14 protein-coding genes are annotated in these 16,937 nt (G+C 63.4%); 7 read left to right on the forward strand and 7 right to left on the reverse strand.

From position 1 onward, the window contains the following. Window positions 1–72: 72 nt before the first annotated feature. The 4 genes from puuE to ACFQ3C_RS10020 all read left to right on the forward strand — a co-directional run bounded on the left by puuE (window position 73) and on the right by ACFQ3C_RS10020 (window position 4,252). Window positions 73–1,485 (forward strand): allantoinase PuuE, encoded by a 1,413-nt coding sequence (puuE, locus tag ACFQ3C_RS10005; protein WP_380791264.1) that lies wholly within the window; start codon window positions 73–75, stop codon window positions 1,483–1,485. Further along, window positions 1,482–2,294 (forward strand): bifunctional allantoicase/(S)-ureidoglycine aminohydrolase, encoded by an 813-nt coding sequence (locus ACFQ3C_RS10010; RefSeq protein WP_380791266.1) that lies wholly within the window; start codon window positions 1,482–1,484, stop codon window positions 2,292–2,294. Before puuE ends, ACFQ3C_RS10010 begins: the two co-directional genes overlap by 4 nt. A gap of 62 nt (window positions 2,295–2,356) precedes the next feature. Continuing rightward, on the forward strand, window positions 2,357–2,845 hold the full coding sequence (locus tag ACFQ3C_RS10015; RefSeq protein ID WP_380791268.1) for an ureidoglycolate lyase: 489 nt from the start codon (window positions 2,357–2,359) through the stop codon (window positions 2,843–2,845). A gap of 57 nt (window positions 2,846–2,902) precedes the next feature. After that, window positions 2,903–4,252, forward strand: coding sequence for a uracil-xanthine permease family protein (locus tag ACFQ3C_RS10020; RefSeq protein ID WP_380791270.1), 1,350 nt, complete (start codon window positions 2,903–2,905; stop codon window positions 4,250–4,252). Window positions 4,253–4,301: 49 nt separating this feature from the next. Here the strand turns inward: ACFQ3C_RS10020 and ACFQ3C_RS10025 are convergent, their stop codons facing one another. The 3 genes from ACFQ3C_RS10025 to ACFQ3C_RS10035 are packed head-to-tail and all read right to left on the reverse strand — an operon-like array spanning window position 4,302 to window position 8,197. Continuing rightward, on the reverse strand, window positions 4,302–5,447 hold the full coding sequence (locus tag ACFQ3C_RS10025; RefSeq protein WP_380791272.1) for an iron-containing alcohol dehydrogenase: 1,146 nt from the start codon (window positions 5,445–5,447) through the stop codon (window positions 4,302–4,304). Then, on the reverse strand, window positions 5,444–6,817 hold the full coding sequence (locus tag ACFQ3C_RS10030; protein ID WP_380792121.1) for an aldehyde dehydrogenase family protein: 1,374 nt from the start codon (window positions 6,815–6,817) through the stop codon (window positions 5,444–5,446). The genes ACFQ3C_RS10025 and ACFQ3C_RS10030 overlap by 4 nt, the downstream gene beginning before the upstream one ends. A gap of 15 nt (window positions 6,818–6,832) precedes the next feature. Further along, entirely contained in the window at window positions 6,833–8,197 is a 1,365-nt protein-coding gene (locus ACFQ3C_RS10035; protein WP_380791274.1) for a glutamine synthetase family protein, read from the reverse strand. A gap of 163 nt (window positions 8,198–8,360) precedes the next feature. Between ACFQ3C_RS10035 and ACFQ3C_RS10040 the strand changes: the two genes are divergently transcribed. Continuing rightward, window positions 8,361–9,713 carry an aminotransferase class III-fold pyridoxal phosphate-dependent enzyme gene (locus tag ACFQ3C_RS10040; RefSeq protein WP_380791276.1) on the forward strand — a complete coding sequence of 451 codons (1,353 nt, stop codon included), beginning with the start codon at window positions 8,361–8,363 and terminating at the stop codon, window positions 9,711–9,713. Window positions 9,714–9,824: 111 nt separating this feature from the next. On the opposite strand, the gene ACFQ3C_RS10045 is transcribed toward ACFQ3C_RS10040, so the two are convergent. Further along, window positions 9,825–11,378: an alanine/glycine:cation symporter family protein gene (locus tag ACFQ3C_RS10045; RefSeq protein WP_380791278.1), complete on the reverse strand. Its 1,554-nt coding sequence runs from the start codon at window positions 11,376–11,378 to the stop codon at window positions 9,825–9,827. A 19-nt stretch (window positions 11,379–11,397) separates the two neighbouring features. Beyond that, window positions 11,398–11,832 carry a universal stress protein gene (locus ACFQ3C_RS10050; RefSeq protein WP_380791280.1) on the reverse strand — a complete coding sequence of 145 codons (435 nt, stop codon included), beginning with the start codon at window positions 11,830–11,832 and terminating at the stop codon, window positions 11,398–11,400. A gap of 363 nt (window positions 11,833–12,195) precedes the next feature. On the opposite strand from ACFQ3C_RS10050, the gene ACFQ3C_RS10055 reads away from it, so the two are divergent. Together ACFQ3C_RS10055 and ACFQ3C_RS10060 are read left to right on the forward strand one after the other, a co-directional pair. Next, complete coding sequence (locus ACFQ3C_RS10055; RefSeq protein WP_380791282.1) at window positions 12,196–13,971, forward strand: SulP family inorganic anion transporter; 1,776 nt, start codon at window positions 12,196–12,198, stop codon at window positions 13,969–13,971. A gap of 54 nt (window positions 13,972–14,025) precedes the next feature. Next, on the forward strand, window positions 14,026–14,739 hold the full coding sequence (locus ACFQ3C_RS10060; RefSeq protein ID WP_380791284.1) for a 2-dehydro-3-deoxygalactonokinase: 714 nt from the start codon (window positions 14,026–14,028) through the stop codon (window positions 14,737–14,739). A gap of 67 nt (window positions 14,740–14,806) precedes the next feature. Here the strand turns inward: ACFQ3C_RS10060 and ACFQ3C_RS10065 are convergent, their stop codons facing one another. Both ACFQ3C_RS10065 and ACFQ3C_RS10070 read right to left on the reverse strand, forming a co-directional pair. Beyond that, window positions 14,807–15,733, reverse strand: a complete 927-nt coding sequence (locus tag ACFQ3C_RS10065; RefSeq protein WP_380791286.1) for a metal ABC transporter permease — start codon at window positions 15,731–15,733, stop codon at window positions 14,807–14,809. Next, on the reverse strand, window positions 15,733–16,935 hold the full coding sequence (locus ACFQ3C_RS10070) for a metal ABC transporter permease (RefSeq protein ID WP_380791288.1): 1,203 nt from the start codon (window positions 16,933–16,935) through the stop codon (window positions 15,733–15,735). The genes ACFQ3C_RS10065 and ACFQ3C_RS10070 overlap by 1 nt, the downstream gene beginning before the upstream one ends. Window positions 16,936–16,937 lie beyond the last annotated feature (2 nt).

Consider the following 16,937-nt stretch of genomic DNA (forward strand, 5'->3'; position numbering starts at 1 on the left):
CTTTATCGGATTTCTTGAAAATAAACCGCGCCTGACTGTCATAGAGTTTTCCCAGCACATGCGAGGACATTGATGAACCGTTACCCACGCAACATGATCGGATATGGCGCAACCCCGCCGCAGGCCCAATGGCCCAATGGTGCGAAGGCCGCCGTGCAGTTCGTGCTGAACTACGAGGAAGGCGGCGAGAACTGCATCCTGCATGGCGATGCGGCGTCAGAGGCGTTTCTGTCCGATATCGCCGGGGCCACGCCCTGGCAGGGGATGCGTCACTGGAACATGGAATCGATCTATGAATACGGCGCGCGGGCCGGGTTCTGGCGGCTGCACCGCCTGTTCACCGGCGCGGGCATCCCGTTGACGGTCTATGCCGTGGCCAGCGCACTTGCCCGCAGCCCCGAACAGGTCGAGGCGATGAAATCCGCCGGGTGGGAAATCGCCAGCCACGGGTTGAAATGGGTCGATCACCGCGACATGCCCGAGGATGAGGAACGCGCCGCCATCGCCGAGGCGATCCGCCTGCATACCGAAGTGGTGGGGATGCGCCCGCGCGGATGGTACACCGGGCGCTGTTCGGCCAATACCGTGCGCCTCACCGCGGAAGAAGGCGGATTCGACTGGATCAGCGACACCTATGATGACGACCTGCCCTATTGGCTGGAGGTCGGGGACCGCGATCAGCTGATCATCCCCTACACGCTGGAAGCCAATGACATGCGCTTTGCCACGGCCCCCGGCTATACCACCGGCGGGCAGTTCTTCGACTATCTCAAGGATGCCTTCGACACGCTCTATGCCGAAGGGCAGGAAGGTCGCCCCGCCATGATGTCCGTGGGCCTGCATTGCCGCCTGATCGGGCGTCCGGGCAAGATCGCGGGGCTCAAGCGTTTCATCGACCATATCGCAGGCTTTGACGATGTCTGGTGCCCGCGCCGCATCGACATCGCCCGGCACTGGGCCGCCACCCACCCGCATCAGCGGCGTATCCGCCCCAGCCAGATGGCGCGCGCCGATTTCGTCGCCCGCTTCGGCGGCGTCTTCGAACATTCCCCCTGGATCGCGGAACGCGCCTGGGATCTTGAGCTTGGCCCCGCGCATGACACGCCCGCCGGGCTGCATAACGCACTGGCGCGGATATTTCGCTCTGCCTCCGAAGCCGAGCGTTTGGGTGTGCTGACCGCACACCCGGATCTGGCGGGCAAACTGGCCGCCGCGAAACGGCTGACGGCGGAATCAACCGCCGAACAGGCCAGCGCGGGCCTTGATGCGCTGACCGACGCGGAACATGCGCGCTTCACGGAACTGAACAGGGCCTATGTGGCCCGCCACGGTTTCCCCTTCATCATCGCGGTGCGCGACAACACCAAGGCCAGCATCATGGCCGCCTTCGAGACCCGCCTGAACAACGACCGCGACACCGAATTCGCCACTGCCTGCGCGCAGGTCGAACGGATCGCACGCATCAGACTGGAGGATATGCTGTGACCTATGCCTTCCCCCCCGGCGGCCTGCCCGGACAGGACGTCATGCCCGATGGCAAGGCCGTCTTCACCACGGCCTATGCCTTCATCCCGGCCAACACGATGCGCGACATCGTCACCAGCTATCTGCCCGGCTGGACCGGCACCCGCGTCTGGATCATCGCGCGGCCCCTGTCCGGCTTTGCCGAAACCTTCGCACAATACGCGGTCGAGGTGGCGGCAGGCGGCGGCACCGACAGGCCCGAACCGGATCAGGGCGCACAGGCCACGATCCTTGTCGCAAGCGGGCAGATGCGCCTGACCATTGACGGCACGTCATACGACCTCTTGGCAGGCGGCTATGCCTATATCCCCGCTGGCAGCACATGGGCGCTGACCAATCCGGGCGACGCGCCGCTGCAATTCCACTGGATCCGCAAACGCTATGAACCCGCAGCAGGGATAGAGCGGCCAACGGCTTTCGTGACCTCCGATCAGGACACACCCGTCAACTGGATGCCGGGCACCGACAAATGGGGCACCACCCGCTTCGTGGACCCCAGCGATCTGCGCCATGACATGCATATGAACATCGTGACCTTCAGACCCGGCGGCCTGATCCCCTTTGCCGAAACCCATGTGATGGAACACGGGCTTTACGTATTGCAGGGTACCGCCCGCTACCTGCTGAACACCGACTGGGTCGAGGTGGGGCCCGGCGACTTCATGTGGTTGCGCGCCTTCTGCCCCCAGGCCTGCGTGGCGACGGGAACCGAGGATTTCCGCTATCTTCTCTACAAGGACGTGAACCGCCACGTGTCCCTGGCACTCTGACCGCCGCTTCATCTTTCCCCAAATACTCAAATCCACCCCGCGCCCGACCACAGGAGGTTCCGATGCAGACCACGATCACGGCCCGCCCCCTGACGGCACAGGACTTCGCCCCATACGGCGATGTTCTCGCGGCCGAGGGGCAGGCGGACAAGATCATCAATCAAGGCTTCTGCGGCCGCTGGCATGACCGCGCGCGTCTGGATTTCGGCCCGGATGGCCGCGCCGGCATCAGCATCTTCAAGGCAGAACCGCGCAGTCTGCCCTACACCCTCGACCTGCTGGAACGCCATCCCGAAGGCAGCCAGGCCTTCATCCCGATAAGCATGACCGAATGGCTGGTGATCGTGGCCGCTGATGCAGGCGGCGCACCCGGCCGGATCGCCGCCTTCATCGCCGCGCCCGGACAGGGCATCAACCTGCATCGCGGCACATGGCACGGGGTGCTGACCCCGCTGCACGCACCCGGCCTTTTCGCCGTCATCGACCGGATCGGCGCAACACCGAACCTTCAGGAATTCCCGCTTGAGGTGCCCCGCACCATCACGCGCTGAACCGCAAGGCCCCGCCAAGAGGGCTCACCCGCACATATCAACAAGGAAACTTCAGGGATGGCTGACACCTCGCTGGGTACGCCCGATCAATTGCGCGACCCCAACTATACACCCGCACTGGCCAAGGCGGTGCCGCTGGGCATCCAGCATGTGCTGGCGATGTTCGTCTCGAACGTCACGCCCGCAATCATCGTCGCGGGGGCCGCCGGATTTGGCTTCGGCTCGAACTCGCCCGATTTCCCGAACATGATCTACATGATCCAGATGTCGATGCTGTTTGCCGGTATCGCCACACTGTTCCAGACCATCGGCTTCGGCCCGGTCGGCGCGCGCCTTCCGATCGTGCAGGGCACCTCCTTTGCCTTTCTGCCGGTGATGATCCCGGCCGTGGCGGGCCAGGGCACCGCAGGGTTGGCGGGGCTGATGACCGGTATCGTCATCGGCGGTCTGTTCCACACCTTCCTTGGCAGTTTCATCGGGCGTCTGCGCTTTGCCCTGCCGCCGCTGGTGACCGGGCTGATCGTGCTGATGATCGGTCTGGCGCTGGTCAAGGTCGGCATCCAGTATGCTGCGGGTGGTGTGCCCTTGATGGGCAAGCCCGAATTCGGATCGCTTGCCATGTGGACCCCGGCGCTGGTGGTGATCGTGGTCACCCTCGCGCTCAAGTTCTTCACGCGGGGCATGATGTCGGTCGCCGCCGTACTGGTCGGCCTGCTCGCGGGCTATGTTGTCGCCTACGCGATGGGCCAGGTGAATTTCGGCAACGTGGCGCGGGCGGGACTGTTCGCATTCCCGACACCCTTCAAATGGGGGATCGAGTTCAACACCGCCATCATCATCGGCATGTGCTTCATGGCCGTGATCTCGGCCATCGAAACGGTGGGCGACGTGTCCGGCATCTGCAAGGGCGGCGCAGGGCGCGAGGCAACCGACCGCGAGATCCAGGGCGCGACCTATGCCGACGGGATCGGCACCGCCGTGGCCGGTGTCTTTGGCGGATTGCCCAATACATCCTTCAGCCAGAATGTCGGCCTGATCAGCATGACCGGCGTCATGAGCCGCCATGTCGTGACCATCGGCGCGATCTTCCTGATCGTCTGCGGGCTGGTGCCCAAGTTCGGCGCGATTGTTGCGACTGTGCCGATCAACGTACTGGGCGGCGGTGTGATCGTGATGTTCGGCATGGTCTGCGCGGCCGGCGTGAACATGCTGTCCGAGGTAGATTGGAACCGGCGCAACATGGTGATCTTCGCCGTGTCGCTGTCGGTGGGTTTGGGCCTGCAACTTGAACCGACCGCGCTGCAACACTTGCCGCGCACGCTTCAGATACTGCTGACATCCGGCCTTCTGCCTGCGGCGGGCCTGTCGATCATCCTCAATCTGGTGCTGCCGGAAGAGGTCGCATAAACAGACGTGACCGGGGGCGCAAAACGCGCGCCCCCGGTTTTTCCAAGGGTCAAAGGCACTCTTCAAGCAGCTTGCGGGTGTTCTCGGCCGTCATCTTTACGGGGTTGCCGCCGGTGCTGGGGTCTTGCAGGGCGGATGCGGTCAGCGCATCAAGATCGGGGTGCATCACGCCCAACGCCTTCAGGTTCGCGGGAATGCCCAGTTCGGCATTCAGCTTGCCCACGAAAGCATAAAACCCGTCGAATCCACCGGCGATACCCAGATAGGCCGCCGCCTGTTCGATCCGCGCCTCGATCGCGGCCCGGTTGAAACGCAGCACGGGCTGCATCACCACCGCGTTCGTTGTGCCGTGATGCGTGTTGTGCACGGCCCCGATCGGGTGGCTGATCGCATGGATCGCGCCCAGACCCTTCTGAAAAGCCACTGCGCCCATCGCCGCAGCCGCCATCATCTGACCGCGCGCGTCAATATCGGTGCCGTCCGCATAGGCGCGCGGCAGATATTCCTTGACCAGTCGCATCCCTTCCAGCGCGATACCCTGGCTCATCGGGTGGAAATGCGGCGAACAATATGCCTCAAGGCAGTGCGCGAAAGCATCCATCCCGGTGCCTGCCGTGATCGCGCGCGGCATGCCAACGGTCAGTTCGGGATCGCAGATTACGACCGAAGGCAGGATCTTCGGATGAAAGATGATCTTCTTCTCATGCGTCACCGAATTGGTCAGGACCGAGGCGCGTCCCACCTCGGACCCTGTTCCCGCAGTGGTCGGCACGGCCACGATGGGCGCGATGGCGGATGCATCGGCGCGGGTCCACCAGTCGCCGATATCCTCGTAATCCCAAACAGGCCGGGTCTGCTCCGCCATGAAGGCCACGGCCTTGCCCAGATCAAGGCCCGACCCGCCGCCAAAGGCGATCACCCCGTCATGCCCGCCCACCTTGTAGGCGGCGACACCTGCGGCCAGGTTGATCTCGGTCGGGTTCGGGTCCACATCGGCGAACATGGCGCGGCCCAGGCTGGCGGCCTCCATCAGATCCAGCGTGGCTGCAGTGATCGGCAGGCTGGCCAGACCCTTGTCGGTCACCAGAAGCGGCTTGCTGATCCCCGCCGCAGCACAGGCCTCGGCGAGTTCGGAAATACGCCCCGCCCCGAAACGGATGGCGGTGGGATAGGACCAGTTGGCGCGCAGGGTCATTGCTGTTTCCTCAGATGGTAGGATTTCGGACGGGTCAGGTTGTGATAGCCGATCACCGACAATCCGCCGCCGCGTCCGGTATCCTTGCAGCCGGTCCAGCACAGGCCGGGGTCCAGATAATCGGCGCGGTTCAGGAACACCGTGCCTGTTTCGATCTGCGCGCCAAGCCGTTCGGCGCGCTCCGCATCGGCAGTCCAGAGCGAGGCGGTCAGGCCATAATCGCTGTCATTCATCAGGCGCAAGGCTTCGGTATCGTCCTTGACGGGCATGATCCCCACCACCGGGCCGAAACTTTCCTCGCGCATCACGCGCATGGAATGATCCACGTCGATCAGGATCTGCGGCATCAGGTAGGCGCCCCCGTCCTGCGGAAAAAGCGCGGGGTCGATCAGGGCCTTGGCACCGGCCGCCACGGCCGCAGCGGTCTGGGCGCGGACAAGATCGGCAAAGCGGACCTGCGCCATCGGCCCGAGGGTTGTATCGGCCTCCAGCGGGTTGCCCAGCTTGTAGCCAGACACCAGCGCCACGGATTTTTCCACGAATGCGTCGAACAGGCTGTCGTGCACATAGATCCGTTCGATCCCGCAACAGCATTGACCCGAGTTGAACATCGCCGCATCCATCAGCGTATCGACGGCAGCATCCAGATCGGCGTCTTCCATCACATAGCCGGGGTCCTTGCCGCCCAGTTCCAGCCCCAGCCCTGTGAAGGAGCCTGCCGCCGCGCGCTCGATGGCGCGACCGCCTTCCACCGATCCGGTGAAGTTCACGAAGTCAAAAGCGCGCGCGGCAATCAGGGCTGATGTCGTATCGTGATCCAGAACGATGTTCTGGAACACATCTGTGGGGATACCTGCGGCGTGGAAGGCTTGCGCCATCCGCTCGCCCACCAAGAGGGTCTGGCTGGCGTGTTTCAGGACCACGGTATTGCCCGCGATCAGGGCAGGGGCCACCGTGTTGATGGCCGTCATATAGGGGTAGTTCCAGGGCGCGATCACCAGCACCACGCCATGCGCTTCACGCGCGATATAGCGTTTGAAGGCGGCGCTATCCTCCAGCACGATGGGGGCAAGGGCGGCCTCGGCAATCCCGGCCATGTATTGCGACCGTTCGTTGAACCCCTTGAATTCGCCGCCATAGCGGACCGGACGGCCCATCTGATGCGCCAGCTCGGGCACGATCACGTCATTCATCGCGCCCGCATGTTCCACGGCCTTCAGCACCAGCGCAATCCGGTCGGCCAAGGGGCGCGCGGCCCAGCCCTTTTGCGCGGCGCGCGCCCGCGCGGCGGCAGTCTGCGCGGCATCCAGCGTCAGCGCTGGCCGTTCGGCATAGACCGATCCGTCGATCGGCGAGATACATCTGATCATTCTGGTCATCCGGGGTCAGGCCCTCTCGAAGCCGCGGGCAATTTCGTAATCGGTCACCACGCGGTCGAACTCTTCGATCTCCCACAGGGCGGCGCGGGTGTAGTGGTCGATCACGTCATCGCCCATCGCCGCACGCAGCATCCTGGAATGGCGCAAGGTCTCGACCGCATCGCGCAGCGTCCTGGGAATCTCGCCGCCCTGCGTTGCCTGATAGATGTCACCTGTCGTGGGGCGCTGCAACTCCAGCCCTTCCTCGATCCCGGCCAGCCCGGCAGCCAGCATGGCAGCCATCGCCACATAGGGGTTCATGTCCGATCCCGGAATACGGCATTCCACGCGGATCGCCTTGCTGCCCTCGCCGCACAGACGAAAGCCTGCGGTGCGATTATCCACCGACCAGACCGTTCTGGTTGGCGCAAAGCTCGCCTTTGAGAACCGTTTGTAGCTGTTGATATAGGGGGCCATGAACACGGTCATATCCGGCGCGTAGCGGATCAGCCCGGCCATGTATTTTCGCATCATGTCGGACATGCCGAATTCGACATCCGGGTCGAAAAACGCGTTCTGCCCGTCCTTCCACAGCGACTGATGCACATGAGACGAACTGCCGACCCGGTCCTGATGCCATTTCGGCAGAAAACTGGCGGCATGGCCCTGCTGGTCGGCAATCTCCTTGGTGGCGTGTTTGGCGATGGTGTGATGGTCTGCGGTATCCAGTGCGGGCGCATAGCGGATGTTCAGCTCCTCCTGCCCCGCCTCGGCCTCGCCCTTGGAGTTTTCAACCGGGATGCCTGCCGCATAGAGATGGTTGCGCAAGGGCCGCATCACATGTTCTTCGCGGCTGGTCTGCAGGATACTGTAATCCTCGTTATAGTCGCTGATCGGCTCAAGATCGCGAAACCCGGATGCCGCGATCTGTTTGAAGGACCGGGCGAACAGGAAAAACTCCAGTTCGGTCGCCATGATCGGGGTCAGGCCCATCGCCTCGACGCGGGCAATCTGCCGTTTCAGCATCGCCCGCGGAGAATGGGCAATCTCGTGATGGCCATGGTGATCCATGATGTCGCACAGGACCATCACCGTTCCCTCAAGCCATGGAACAGGGCGGATCGTGCCAAGATCGGGCTTCATGGTGTAATCCCCATAGCCCGCCTGCCAGCTGGTCGACGCATAGCCATCCGGCGTGGCCATCGCCAGGTCCGTCGCCAGCAGGTAATTGCAGCAATGGGTTTCCCGCCAGGCACTATCCACGAAATGCTGCGCCAGGAACCGCTTGCCCTGCAAGCGTCCCTGCATGTCCACGATACAGACCAGAACCGTATCCACCGTGCCCGCAGCGACGGCGGATGTCAGGGCCTCGAATGTCATCAATCCCGCCATGTCTTGCCCTTTTCCCCGTAGTCTTCCGGGCAAAGCCTGTGCCATGGTCCTTGAGGTGTCAACGCTGGTTCTGGCTGTCACGCGCGAGTCTATGGACAGTTGCACGGGCCGGTGCCAGATTTGATCAAATCATTCTCACGCTGCGACTCGGAGGGCTGCGCCCATGAAAGACGACAACTTCCTGAAAGAGAACAATGCCCGCCATCTGTGGCATCCCATGGGCCACCCCGGAGATCTGCAAGCCAATACGCCAACGATCATCAAGGGGGCCGAGGGCGTGCACATCATCGACATCGACGGCCACAAGGTTGTGGATGCCGTCGGCGGGCTGTGGTGCGTGAACCTTGGCTATTCCAACAACGCGGTCAAGGATGCCATCGCCAGGCAGCTCTACGATCTGCCCTATTACTCGGCCTTTGGCGGCACAACCAACCCGACCGCGATCGAGGCGTCCTACATGGTGCGCGAATTCTTCGAAGCCGACGGCATGGTGCGCGCCTTCTTCACCTCGGGTGGGTCGGATTCGGTGGAAACCTGCCTGCGGTTGTCGCGTCAGTATCACCGCCTGCGCGGAGAGCCGACACGGACCAAGTTTCTCAGCCTCAAGAAAGGCTATCACGGCACCCATTTCGGCGGTGCATCGGTGAACGGCAACAACCGCTTCCGCCTGAACTACGAGCCGATGCTGCCGGGCTGCTTCCATCTGCCCAGCCCCTACACCTATCGCAACCCGTTCAACGAGACGGATGGCGCGAAACTGGCGCAGAACATCGCCGCCGCGATGGAGGATGAAATCGCGTTTCAGGGGGCCAACACCATCGCGGCCTTCATCATGGAGCCGATCCAGGGTGCGGGCGGCGTGATCGTGCCGGACAAAAGCTTCATGAAGCTGATGCGCGACATCTGCGACCGCCACGGCATCCTGATGATCTCGGACGAGGTGATCACCGGCTTCGGGCGCACCGGCGACGCATCCGGCGCGCGGCACTGGGGTGTGCAACCCGACATGATGAGCACGGCCAAGGGCATCACCTCGGGCTATTTCCCGGTTGGCGCCACGCTGGTGAACCAGAAGGTCGCGGATGTCTTCGAAAAGGACACCACGGGCGAAGGCGCGATTTTCCACGGCTACACCTATTCGGCCCATCCCGTGGGCGCTGCCGCCGTGATCGCCTGCCTGACCGAAACGCAGCGCCTGAACACCGCCGCCAATGCCGGACCGCGCGGGACGCAACTTTACGAGGGCGTTCTGAAACTGGCCGAAAAGTATGACATCATCGGTGATGTCCGGGGCGGCCACGGTTTGATGACCGGGATCGAACTGGTCAGCGACAAGGCGGCAAAGACGCCGATGGACATGCCCACGATGAAGCGGATTCACAAGACCGCCTATCAGGCGGGCGCGATGGTGCGATTGGGGATGCACAACATCCTGATGTCACCCCCCCTGACCATCAGCGAGGCCGAGGTAAACACCATCCTTTCGGCGCTTGATGCAGGTTTTGCGGCTGCCTGAACAGCGGGCATCTAAGCCACCAAATATAAAGGCCAGGGGTTCACCCTGGCCTTTCGAACTTGTTACCGTACCAACAGAAATAATCGTTACCGCACTAATGCTAACAAGCCGTTACTTGAACCGCTTTATCTCGCCTGATCCTAAACGCGTCAGATAACTGTCCAGCTCTCGCTTCACAATAGGCATCAGGAAATAGAGACCCGCAATATTGACCACGGCCATGGCGAAAATCGCCGCGTCCGAAAAGTCGATGACAGGTCCCAGACTGGCCGCCGCACCGATCACGATGAAGATGCAGAAGATGATCTTGAATGTCAGTTCCTGCGCCTGCCCTTCCCCGAACATGAAGGTCCATGCCTTCAGCCCGTAGTAGGACCAGCTGAGCATGGTCGAAAAGGCAAAGAGCACCACGGCGACCACAAGGATATAGGGGAACCACGAGAAGGCGGATTCGAACGCCGCCGAGGTCAGCCCGACACCTGTCGCACCTGTCGCCGTCGTCACCTGCCCGGCTTCGTTGATCACGTAAAGACCGGTTTCAGGGTCGGTCACCAGCTGGCCCGTGATGATGATCACCAGGGCTGTCATGGTACAGATCACGACCGTGTCGATGAAGGGTTCCAGCAGTGATACGAATCCTTCCGTGATCGGTTCCTTGGTGCGGACAGCCGAATGGGCGATAGCCGCAGAACCGACGCCTGCCTCGTTGGAAAAGGCTGCACGCCGGAAGCCCTGGATCAACGCGCCGATGACGCCGCCCACGATCCCGTTGCCGGTAAAGGCGCCGTTGAAGATCTGGCCGAACGCCGTCCCCACCATATCGACGTTCATCAAGATGATGACCAACGCGGTGCCGACATAAAGAACACCCATGAAGGGCACGACCTTTTCCGTCACGCGGGCGATGGATTTGATGCCGCCCACGATTACCGCAAAGACGATTACCGCAAACACCACCCCTGTGATCCAGCCGGGATACTCGCCGAAGACGCCAGACAACTGCTGATGCGCCTGATTGGCCTGAAACATGTTGCCGCCGCCCAGCGCACCCAGCACGCAAAAGACGGAAAACAGCACGGCCAGGACCTTGCCACCCGGCAGGCCCCGCTCGTCAAAGCCCTTGGTCAGGTAGTACATCGGCCCGCCAGAGACGCGCCCATCGGGATATTCGTTGCGATATTTCACACCCAGGGTGCATTCGGTGAACTTGGACGCCATGCCCAGAAGACCCGCAAGGATCATCCAGAACGTCGCCCCCGCACCCCCGATGCTGACCGCCACCGCGACACCCGCGATATTGCCCAGACCGACCGTGCCCGACAGCGCCGTGGCCAGCGCCTGGAAATGGCTGACCTCGCCCGCATCTTCGGGATCCGAATATTTGCCGCTGACCAGTGCCAGCGAATGACCGATTACCCGGAACTGGATGAAACCGAAATAGAGGGTGAAAACGGTTGCCGCCACCACCAGCCAGACCACGATCCAGGAGATCGATGTGCCGGGGATCGAGGCAAAGATGAAACTGACAAACCAGCCGGTGGAATCGGCAAATACCTGGTTGACTGTCTCGTCGATGGTTTGCGCGCGCGCGGGCACCGACGAAAGGAACATGGCTGCCATTGCAGCAAGAACGGCCTGCGCCGCTGAAAGGGAAATCCGTGTCATCTGTTTCTCCTGTCGCTGCTCATGGCACGATGGTGCAGGGCACCGGTGACGCCTGGGCAAGGTGCCCGGCGACAGACCCGAAGATGCGGCTGCCCAATGTCGTATGACCGTTGCGTCCGATCACGATCTGAACCGCGCCCATCTCCTCGGCGATCGTGCAGATCGTCTCGGCGATATGTCCGTAACGGATCTTGCTTTCAACCGCGACGCCTTGCGCGCGGACCTTTTCAAGCACCGGCGTGATCAGGGCTTTTTCGGCCCGCTCCAACTCTTCGCTGCGGCGCTTGTGCCGCTCTTCAAGTTCGGTCGGGGTGAGAAACGAGTAGGGCGACCATTCCAGCACATGAACCAGAACGACAGTGCCGCCCTGAAGCTTTATGCGACCCATGGCAAAGTCGAGCGCCCTTTCGGATGCTTCACTGCCATCGTAGCCGACGATGAATTTTGCAGACATCTGTCCCTCCTGCATGTTGGCTCAGCGGGTTGGCTGTATCAGAGATACCGCAACAGTTTAGCGTAGCAGGCGCATATGACCTATAAGTTGTGTTCCTTTTCATGCATGGATTCTCAGGCCATTCGCCCGTGAAATACCCCGTCCACAGCCTGATCGCCTTACAAGCCTGAAGCGGGCAAAACCTCTTCCCTACGATTTGCGGACAATCCGGGTCATCGGCAGCGTCTGCGATGACCAAACTGACCCCTGGGCAATAATGATCGGCTGGACCGACACGACCATGGTTGAAATTCACATTCAGTTCGCACTATATGAACGACACGGCCCGACGTCGGGCAGGTTCAACCCAGGGATGGCGCTGTCATGTCAAGATTTCCGACCCGGCATCGCCCGCAATCTCGTTGGGCCCGGCATCCTGTCGCAAGGTATTTTCCCATCCTGCAATGGGCCGGCGATTATGACCGCGACAGCCTGACGTCGGATGCGGTGGCCGCCGTGATCGTGACGATCATGCTGATCCCGCAGTCGCTGGCCTATGCGCTATTGGCCGGTCTGCCCCCCGAGATGGGGCTTTACGCGTCGATCCTGCCACTGGTCGCCTATGCGATTTTCGGCACCAGCCGCGCCCTGGCCGTGGGCCCGGTTGCCGTGATTTCGCTGATGACGGCGGCGGCCGTCGGCAACATGGCGCTGGAAGGTACGGCCGAATATGCCATGGCGGCAATCACGCTGGCCTTCATGTCAGGTCTTATCCTGACCCTGATGGGCCTGTTCCGCTTGGGCTTTCTTGCAAATTTCCTGTCCCACCCCGTCATCGCGGGCTTCATCACCGCGTCGGGCCTGCTGATCGCGGCAAGCCAGATCGGCACGATCCTGGGGATCAGCGGCGGCGGGCATTCCATGGTCGAACTGCTGCGGAACCTTGTCACGAACCTGTCCCAGATGAACCCGATCACGCTGGTCATCGGTGTCACGACCACTGCTTTCCTGTTCTGGGTCCGCAAGGGGCTGAAGCCCTTGCTCATCCAGTCAGGGCTGCGCCCGCGGCTGGCCGATCTGCTGGCCAAGGCCGGTCCGGTGGCGGCTGTCGCCGTGACAACCCTTGCCACCTGGGCCTTTGGCCTGGCCGATCGGGGCGTGGCGATCGTGGGCAGCATTCCAAGCGGTTTGCCGCCCCTGACCCTGCCCAGCTTCGGCGTGGATATCTGGGGGCAGCTTTTCGTCTCGGCGCTGTTGATCTCGGTCATCGGGTTTGTCGAATCCGTCTCGGTCGCGCAGACGCTGGCCGCGCGCAAGCGTCAGCGCATCGACCCGGATCAGGAACTTGTGGGGCTTGGCACGGCGAATATCGCCTCGGCCCTGTCAGGCGGTTATCCCGTCACCGGTGGCTTCGCGCGGTCAGTCGTGAATTACGACGCGGGCGCGGAAACCCCGGCGGCCGGTGCCTTTACCGCCATCGGCATCATGCTGGCGGCCCTGCTGCTGACACCGCTGCTGCATTTCCTGCCCAAGGCCACGCTGGCGGCGACGATCATCGTCGCGGTGCTCAGCCTTGTCGACCTCACGATCCTGAAACGCAGCTGGGACTATTCGCGCATCGATTTCGCCGCCGTGGCGACCACGATCGCCATCACGCTGGGGCTTGGCGTCGAGATGGGCGTATCCGCCGGGGTGATCCTGTCGCTGGCGCTGTTTCTCTACAAGACATCGCGGCCGCATGTGGCCGAGGTCGGGCTTGTTCCCGGCACACAGCATTTCCGCAACATCCTGCGCCACAAGGTCGAAACCCATCCCGCGCTGGTCACCCTCAGGATCGACGAAAGCCTGTATTTCGCCAATGCCCGCTTTCTGGAGGATTACGTGACCGCCCGCGTCAGCTGCGACCAGCCGATCCGCCATGTGATCCTGATGTGCTCGGCCGTGAACGAGATCGACATGTCGGCGCTGGAAAGCCTTGAAGCGATCAACGCGCGCCTGCGTGACATGGGGATCAAGCTGCACCTGTCCGAGGTGAAGGGCCCGGTGATGGACCGGCTGAAGCGCAGCCATTTTCTGGATGCGCTGACAGGCCAGGTCTTTCTGTCGCAATATGACGCGATGCTGGCGCTGACGCCGACCGTCATGCGCGGACAGGCGTGATCGGCGGCTGGTCGCGGATTGACGCCCCCGGCCACCACGCATATCTGACCCCGCATGGCACAGGATATCTGGATCGGGATCGCGCAGAACGGCACGCAGGCACAAGGCTGGCGCTTTGACGGCGCGCGGCCGGTCAAGGATGCCTCGGGGCGAACCGCGCAGGACGTTCTTGCAGGGCTTGCGGAAACCACTGCCACGGTGATCGTGCAGGATGGTCAGGGTCGCCAACCTGTACCCGCCCCGGTGCTGACAGAGGCAATGCCGCTGACGGACCTGTCGCAGGACAGGCCGCGCGGACTGTTGCCCGCAACCGCCCGCCTGCAGATAGCCGGGTCCCTGTCCGCGCGCCCCAACTGGGATGGTGTGATCTGCCTGCCGACGCAGGAGGCGACGCATTGGTGCCAGATCAGCGCCGATGAGGTCGTCAGTTTTCAATCTGCCCTGACACCGCGCCTTGGCCAGGCGATGGGAGCGGCGGATGTGGCGGATGCTGACGCGCTGGCCGATACGATGTCACGGCCCGAGCGGTTGTCGCTGCATCTGCGTAGCGCCACGCTGGCCGATGACAGGCAGGCGGTTGCCGGGCATCTTCTGGGTGCGGAACTGGCAGCCATGCGGGCATATTGGCTGGGCCAGCGCGTGATCGTGATTGCCCAAGACACTCTCTATTCCGGTGCCTTGGGCGCCCAGGGCGTTCCGGTCGAACGCGTCGCACCGCAGGATGCGATGCGCGCAGGACTTGTTGCGCTGCGGGGCAAGTTCTGCTGATCGCGGCGCTGGTTGATGGGGCGGATGCGCTCCGCGCGGGGATATTTGAAGCAAGAAGAAACCAGGCTCAGCCCTGCGCCGCGATACCAGCGCGGTAGCGGCGCGGCCCGGCCAGCATGGTGACCCCAAGGATCAATCCGGACACGGTAGCGATCATGCCAGCGGCGCTGACCGCATTGTCGAAGCCCAGCCAGAGCGGGCCGTATCCGGCCGCGACATAGCCCAGGACCGCAGACAGGATGGCGAAGGCCACGCTCCATCCGACCTGTGCGCCAAGCCTGTCCGTCATCATCCGGGCGCTGGCCGGCGGACAGATGAACATCGCGATCACGATGATCGAACCCACCGCATCGAAGGCGGCAACCGCGGCAAGGGCTGCCAGCATCACCAGCGCCAGCCCGATCGCGCGCACCGGCAAGCCGAGCGTGGCGGCAAAGCCTTCGTCGAAAGTGGCAATCGCCAGGGGCCGCCACATCAGCCGGAGCGCCACGCCCACGATCAGCAGCGCCAGGGCCATGCGCAACAACTCGGGCGGCAAACCCGCCAGCGCGACAGGATCGACAAGCGAGGCCCAACCGGTGGCGTCCAGCCAGATCAGGCTTTCGAGGTTGCCGTAAAGGGCGTGTTCCACGTCAAGATGCACCGCGCTGGTATCGGACTGCTCCAGCAGCAGCACACCGGCGGCGAACAGGCTGGTGAAGACCACGCCCATGGCGGCGCCCGCCTCGATCCGGGCGGTGCGTCGCACGGCCTCGATCAGGATGACCGCGGCCAGGGCGGCGCCCGCAGCCCCCAGCAGCATCGGCAGCGTGGCGATCGTCCCGGTCAGCAGGAACGCGACGACGATCCCCGGCAGGACGACATGACTGATGGCGTCGCCAATCAGCGCCTGGCGGCGCAGCAGCAGGAAATTGCCCGGCAGCGCGCAGGTGACGGCGGCCAGGATGCCGATCAGCAGCGGCGGCAACGACAGGGCCACGAACTCCGCACCCATCACGAAACCCCCTTTGGACGCGGCAGATGCCGGTCCAGTTCCGCGATCTGGTCCGGCGTCAACACCGTTTCGATCCGGGTCAACCCGTCATAGCGGCTGGCGCTGAGGCCATGGGCGGGATCCGCGCGCAGCGCGGCCCAGCGCGCCTCGTCCAGCAGGGCCTTGGCGGCGGCGGCACGGCCTGCGTCAGTCGGCACGCCATCGGCGCGGGCCAGCCCCTCGCGGCGCAAGAGCGCCAGGGTGAAGGGTTCGTGGATCGTTTGACCCACCGCCAGGGCCAGAAGGCCCTGCCGCCGGTGCACACGCCTGCGGAACCGCATCCGCCGCCTGATCAGCGCAAGCCCGCCGCGCGCCGGGGCAAGGATCATGGACAGGGCGAACAGGACGAAGCTGGCCAGAACGATGATCGGCCCGGTCGGCAGCGCCGGGGCCGTGGCGGACATCGCGGCACCCACATAGGCCGACACCCCGCCCAGCACGCCGGCCAGTGCCACCATCCGCAGCGCGTGATCCGTCCATAACCGCGCGGTCACGGGGGGAATGATCAGAAGCGCCACGATCAGGATCAGGCCCACTGTGGTGATGCCCAACACGGTGACGGCCATGACCAGGCCCATCATCGCCAGATCGACGCGCCCCACGTTGGTCCCGCGGACAGCGGCGTAATCAGGGTCAAAGCCCACCGCCAGCATGGGTCGGCGCAGAATGGCGACAAGCAGCAGCACCAGCGCGCCACCCCCCGCGATCACAAGCGCGTCGTTCCGCAGCATGCCCGCGGTCGAGCCCAGCAGCACGGTATCAAGCCCCGCCTGCCGCCCCGCCGTCATCGACTGGATCACGGTCAGCAGAACGATACCGGCACCGAAAAAGACCGACAGAACGGCACCGATCGCCGCATCCTCGCTCAGCCGGGTGCGGCGTATCATCCAGGCGATCAGCACAAGCCCGAACCCCGAGGACAGCGCCGCCCCCAGCATCAGGCCCGGCAGGAAGCGGCCATCACCACCAAGGCCGACCATCACGATGAAGGCCAGCCCGATACCGGGCAAGGTGGCATGGGATACCGCATCCGACACCAGCGCGCGTTTACGCAGGAACAGGAAACTGCCGGTCACCCCCGCGGCAATGCCCAGCAGCGTAGCGCCAAGCGCCACCAGCGTGGCGTTGTATCCCAGTTGCAGCGTGAGAGCCTGCCAGATCATCG

The organism is Seohaeicola saemankumensis, assembly GCF_042678485.1.
In the GTDB taxonomy this organism is placed as follows: domain Bacteria; phylum Pseudomonadota; class Alphaproteobacteria; order Rhodobacterales; family Rhodobacteraceae; genus Seohaeicola; species Seohaeicola saemankumensis.

What these genes read in the sequence shown, in the direction of transcription:
- puuE (WP_380791264.1), top strand. Translation starts at nt 73, where the DNA reads ATGAACCGTTACCCACGCAACATGATCGGATATGGCGCAACCCCGCCG.
- ACFQ3C_RS10015 (WP_380791268.1), top strand. Translation starts at nt 2,357, where the DNA reads ATGCAGACCACGATCACGGCCCGCCCCCTGACGGCACAGGACTTCGCC.
- ACFQ3C_RS10020 (WP_380791270.1), top strand. Translation starts at nt 2,903, where the DNA reads ATGGCTGACACCTCGCTGGGTACGCCCGATCAATTGCGCGACCCCAAC.
- ACFQ3C_RS10025 (WP_380791272.1), bottom strand. Translation starts at nt 5,447, where the DNA reads ATGACCCTGCGCGCCAACTGGTCCTATCCCACCGCCATCCGTTTCGGG.
- ACFQ3C_RS10030 (WP_380792121.1), bottom strand. Translation starts at nt 6,817, where the DNA reads ATGATCAGATGTATCTCGCCGATCGACGGATCGGTCTATGCCGAACGG.
- ACFQ3C_RS10035 (WP_380791274.1), bottom strand. Translation starts at nt 8,197, where the DNA reads ATGGCGGGATTGATGACATTCGAGGCCCTGACATCCGCCGTCGCTGCG.
- ACFQ3C_RS10040 (WP_380791276.1), top strand. Translation starts at nt 8,361, where the DNA reads ATGAAAGACGACAACTTCCTGAAAGAGAACAATGCCCGCCATCTGTGG.
- ACFQ3C_RS10045 (WP_380791278.1), bottom strand. Translation starts at nt 11,378, where the DNA reads ATGACACGGATTTCCCTTTCAGCGGCGCAGGCCGTTCTTGCTGCAATG.
- ACFQ3C_RS10050 (WP_380791280.1), bottom strand. Translation starts at nt 11,832, where the DNA reads ATGTCTGCAAAATTCATCGTCGGCTACGATGGCAGTGAAGCATCCGAA.
- ACFQ3C_RS10055 (WP_380791282.1), top strand. Translation starts at nt 12,196, where the DNA reads ATGTCAAGATTTCCGACCCGGCATCGCCCGCAATCTCGTTGGGCCCGG.
- ACFQ3C_RS10060 (WP_380791284.1), top strand. Translation starts at nt 14,026, where the DNA reads ATGGCACAGGATATCTGGATCGGGATCGCGCAGAACGGCACGCAGGCA.
- ACFQ3C_RS10065 (WP_380791286.1), bottom strand. Translation starts at nt 15,733, where the DNA reads ATGGGTGCGGAGTTCGTGGCCCTGTCGTTGCCGCCGCTGCTGATCGGC.
- ACFQ3C_RS10070 (WP_380791288.1), bottom strand. Translation starts at nt 16,935, where the DNA reads ATGATCTGGCAGGCTCTCACGCTGCAACTGGGATACAACGCCACGCTG.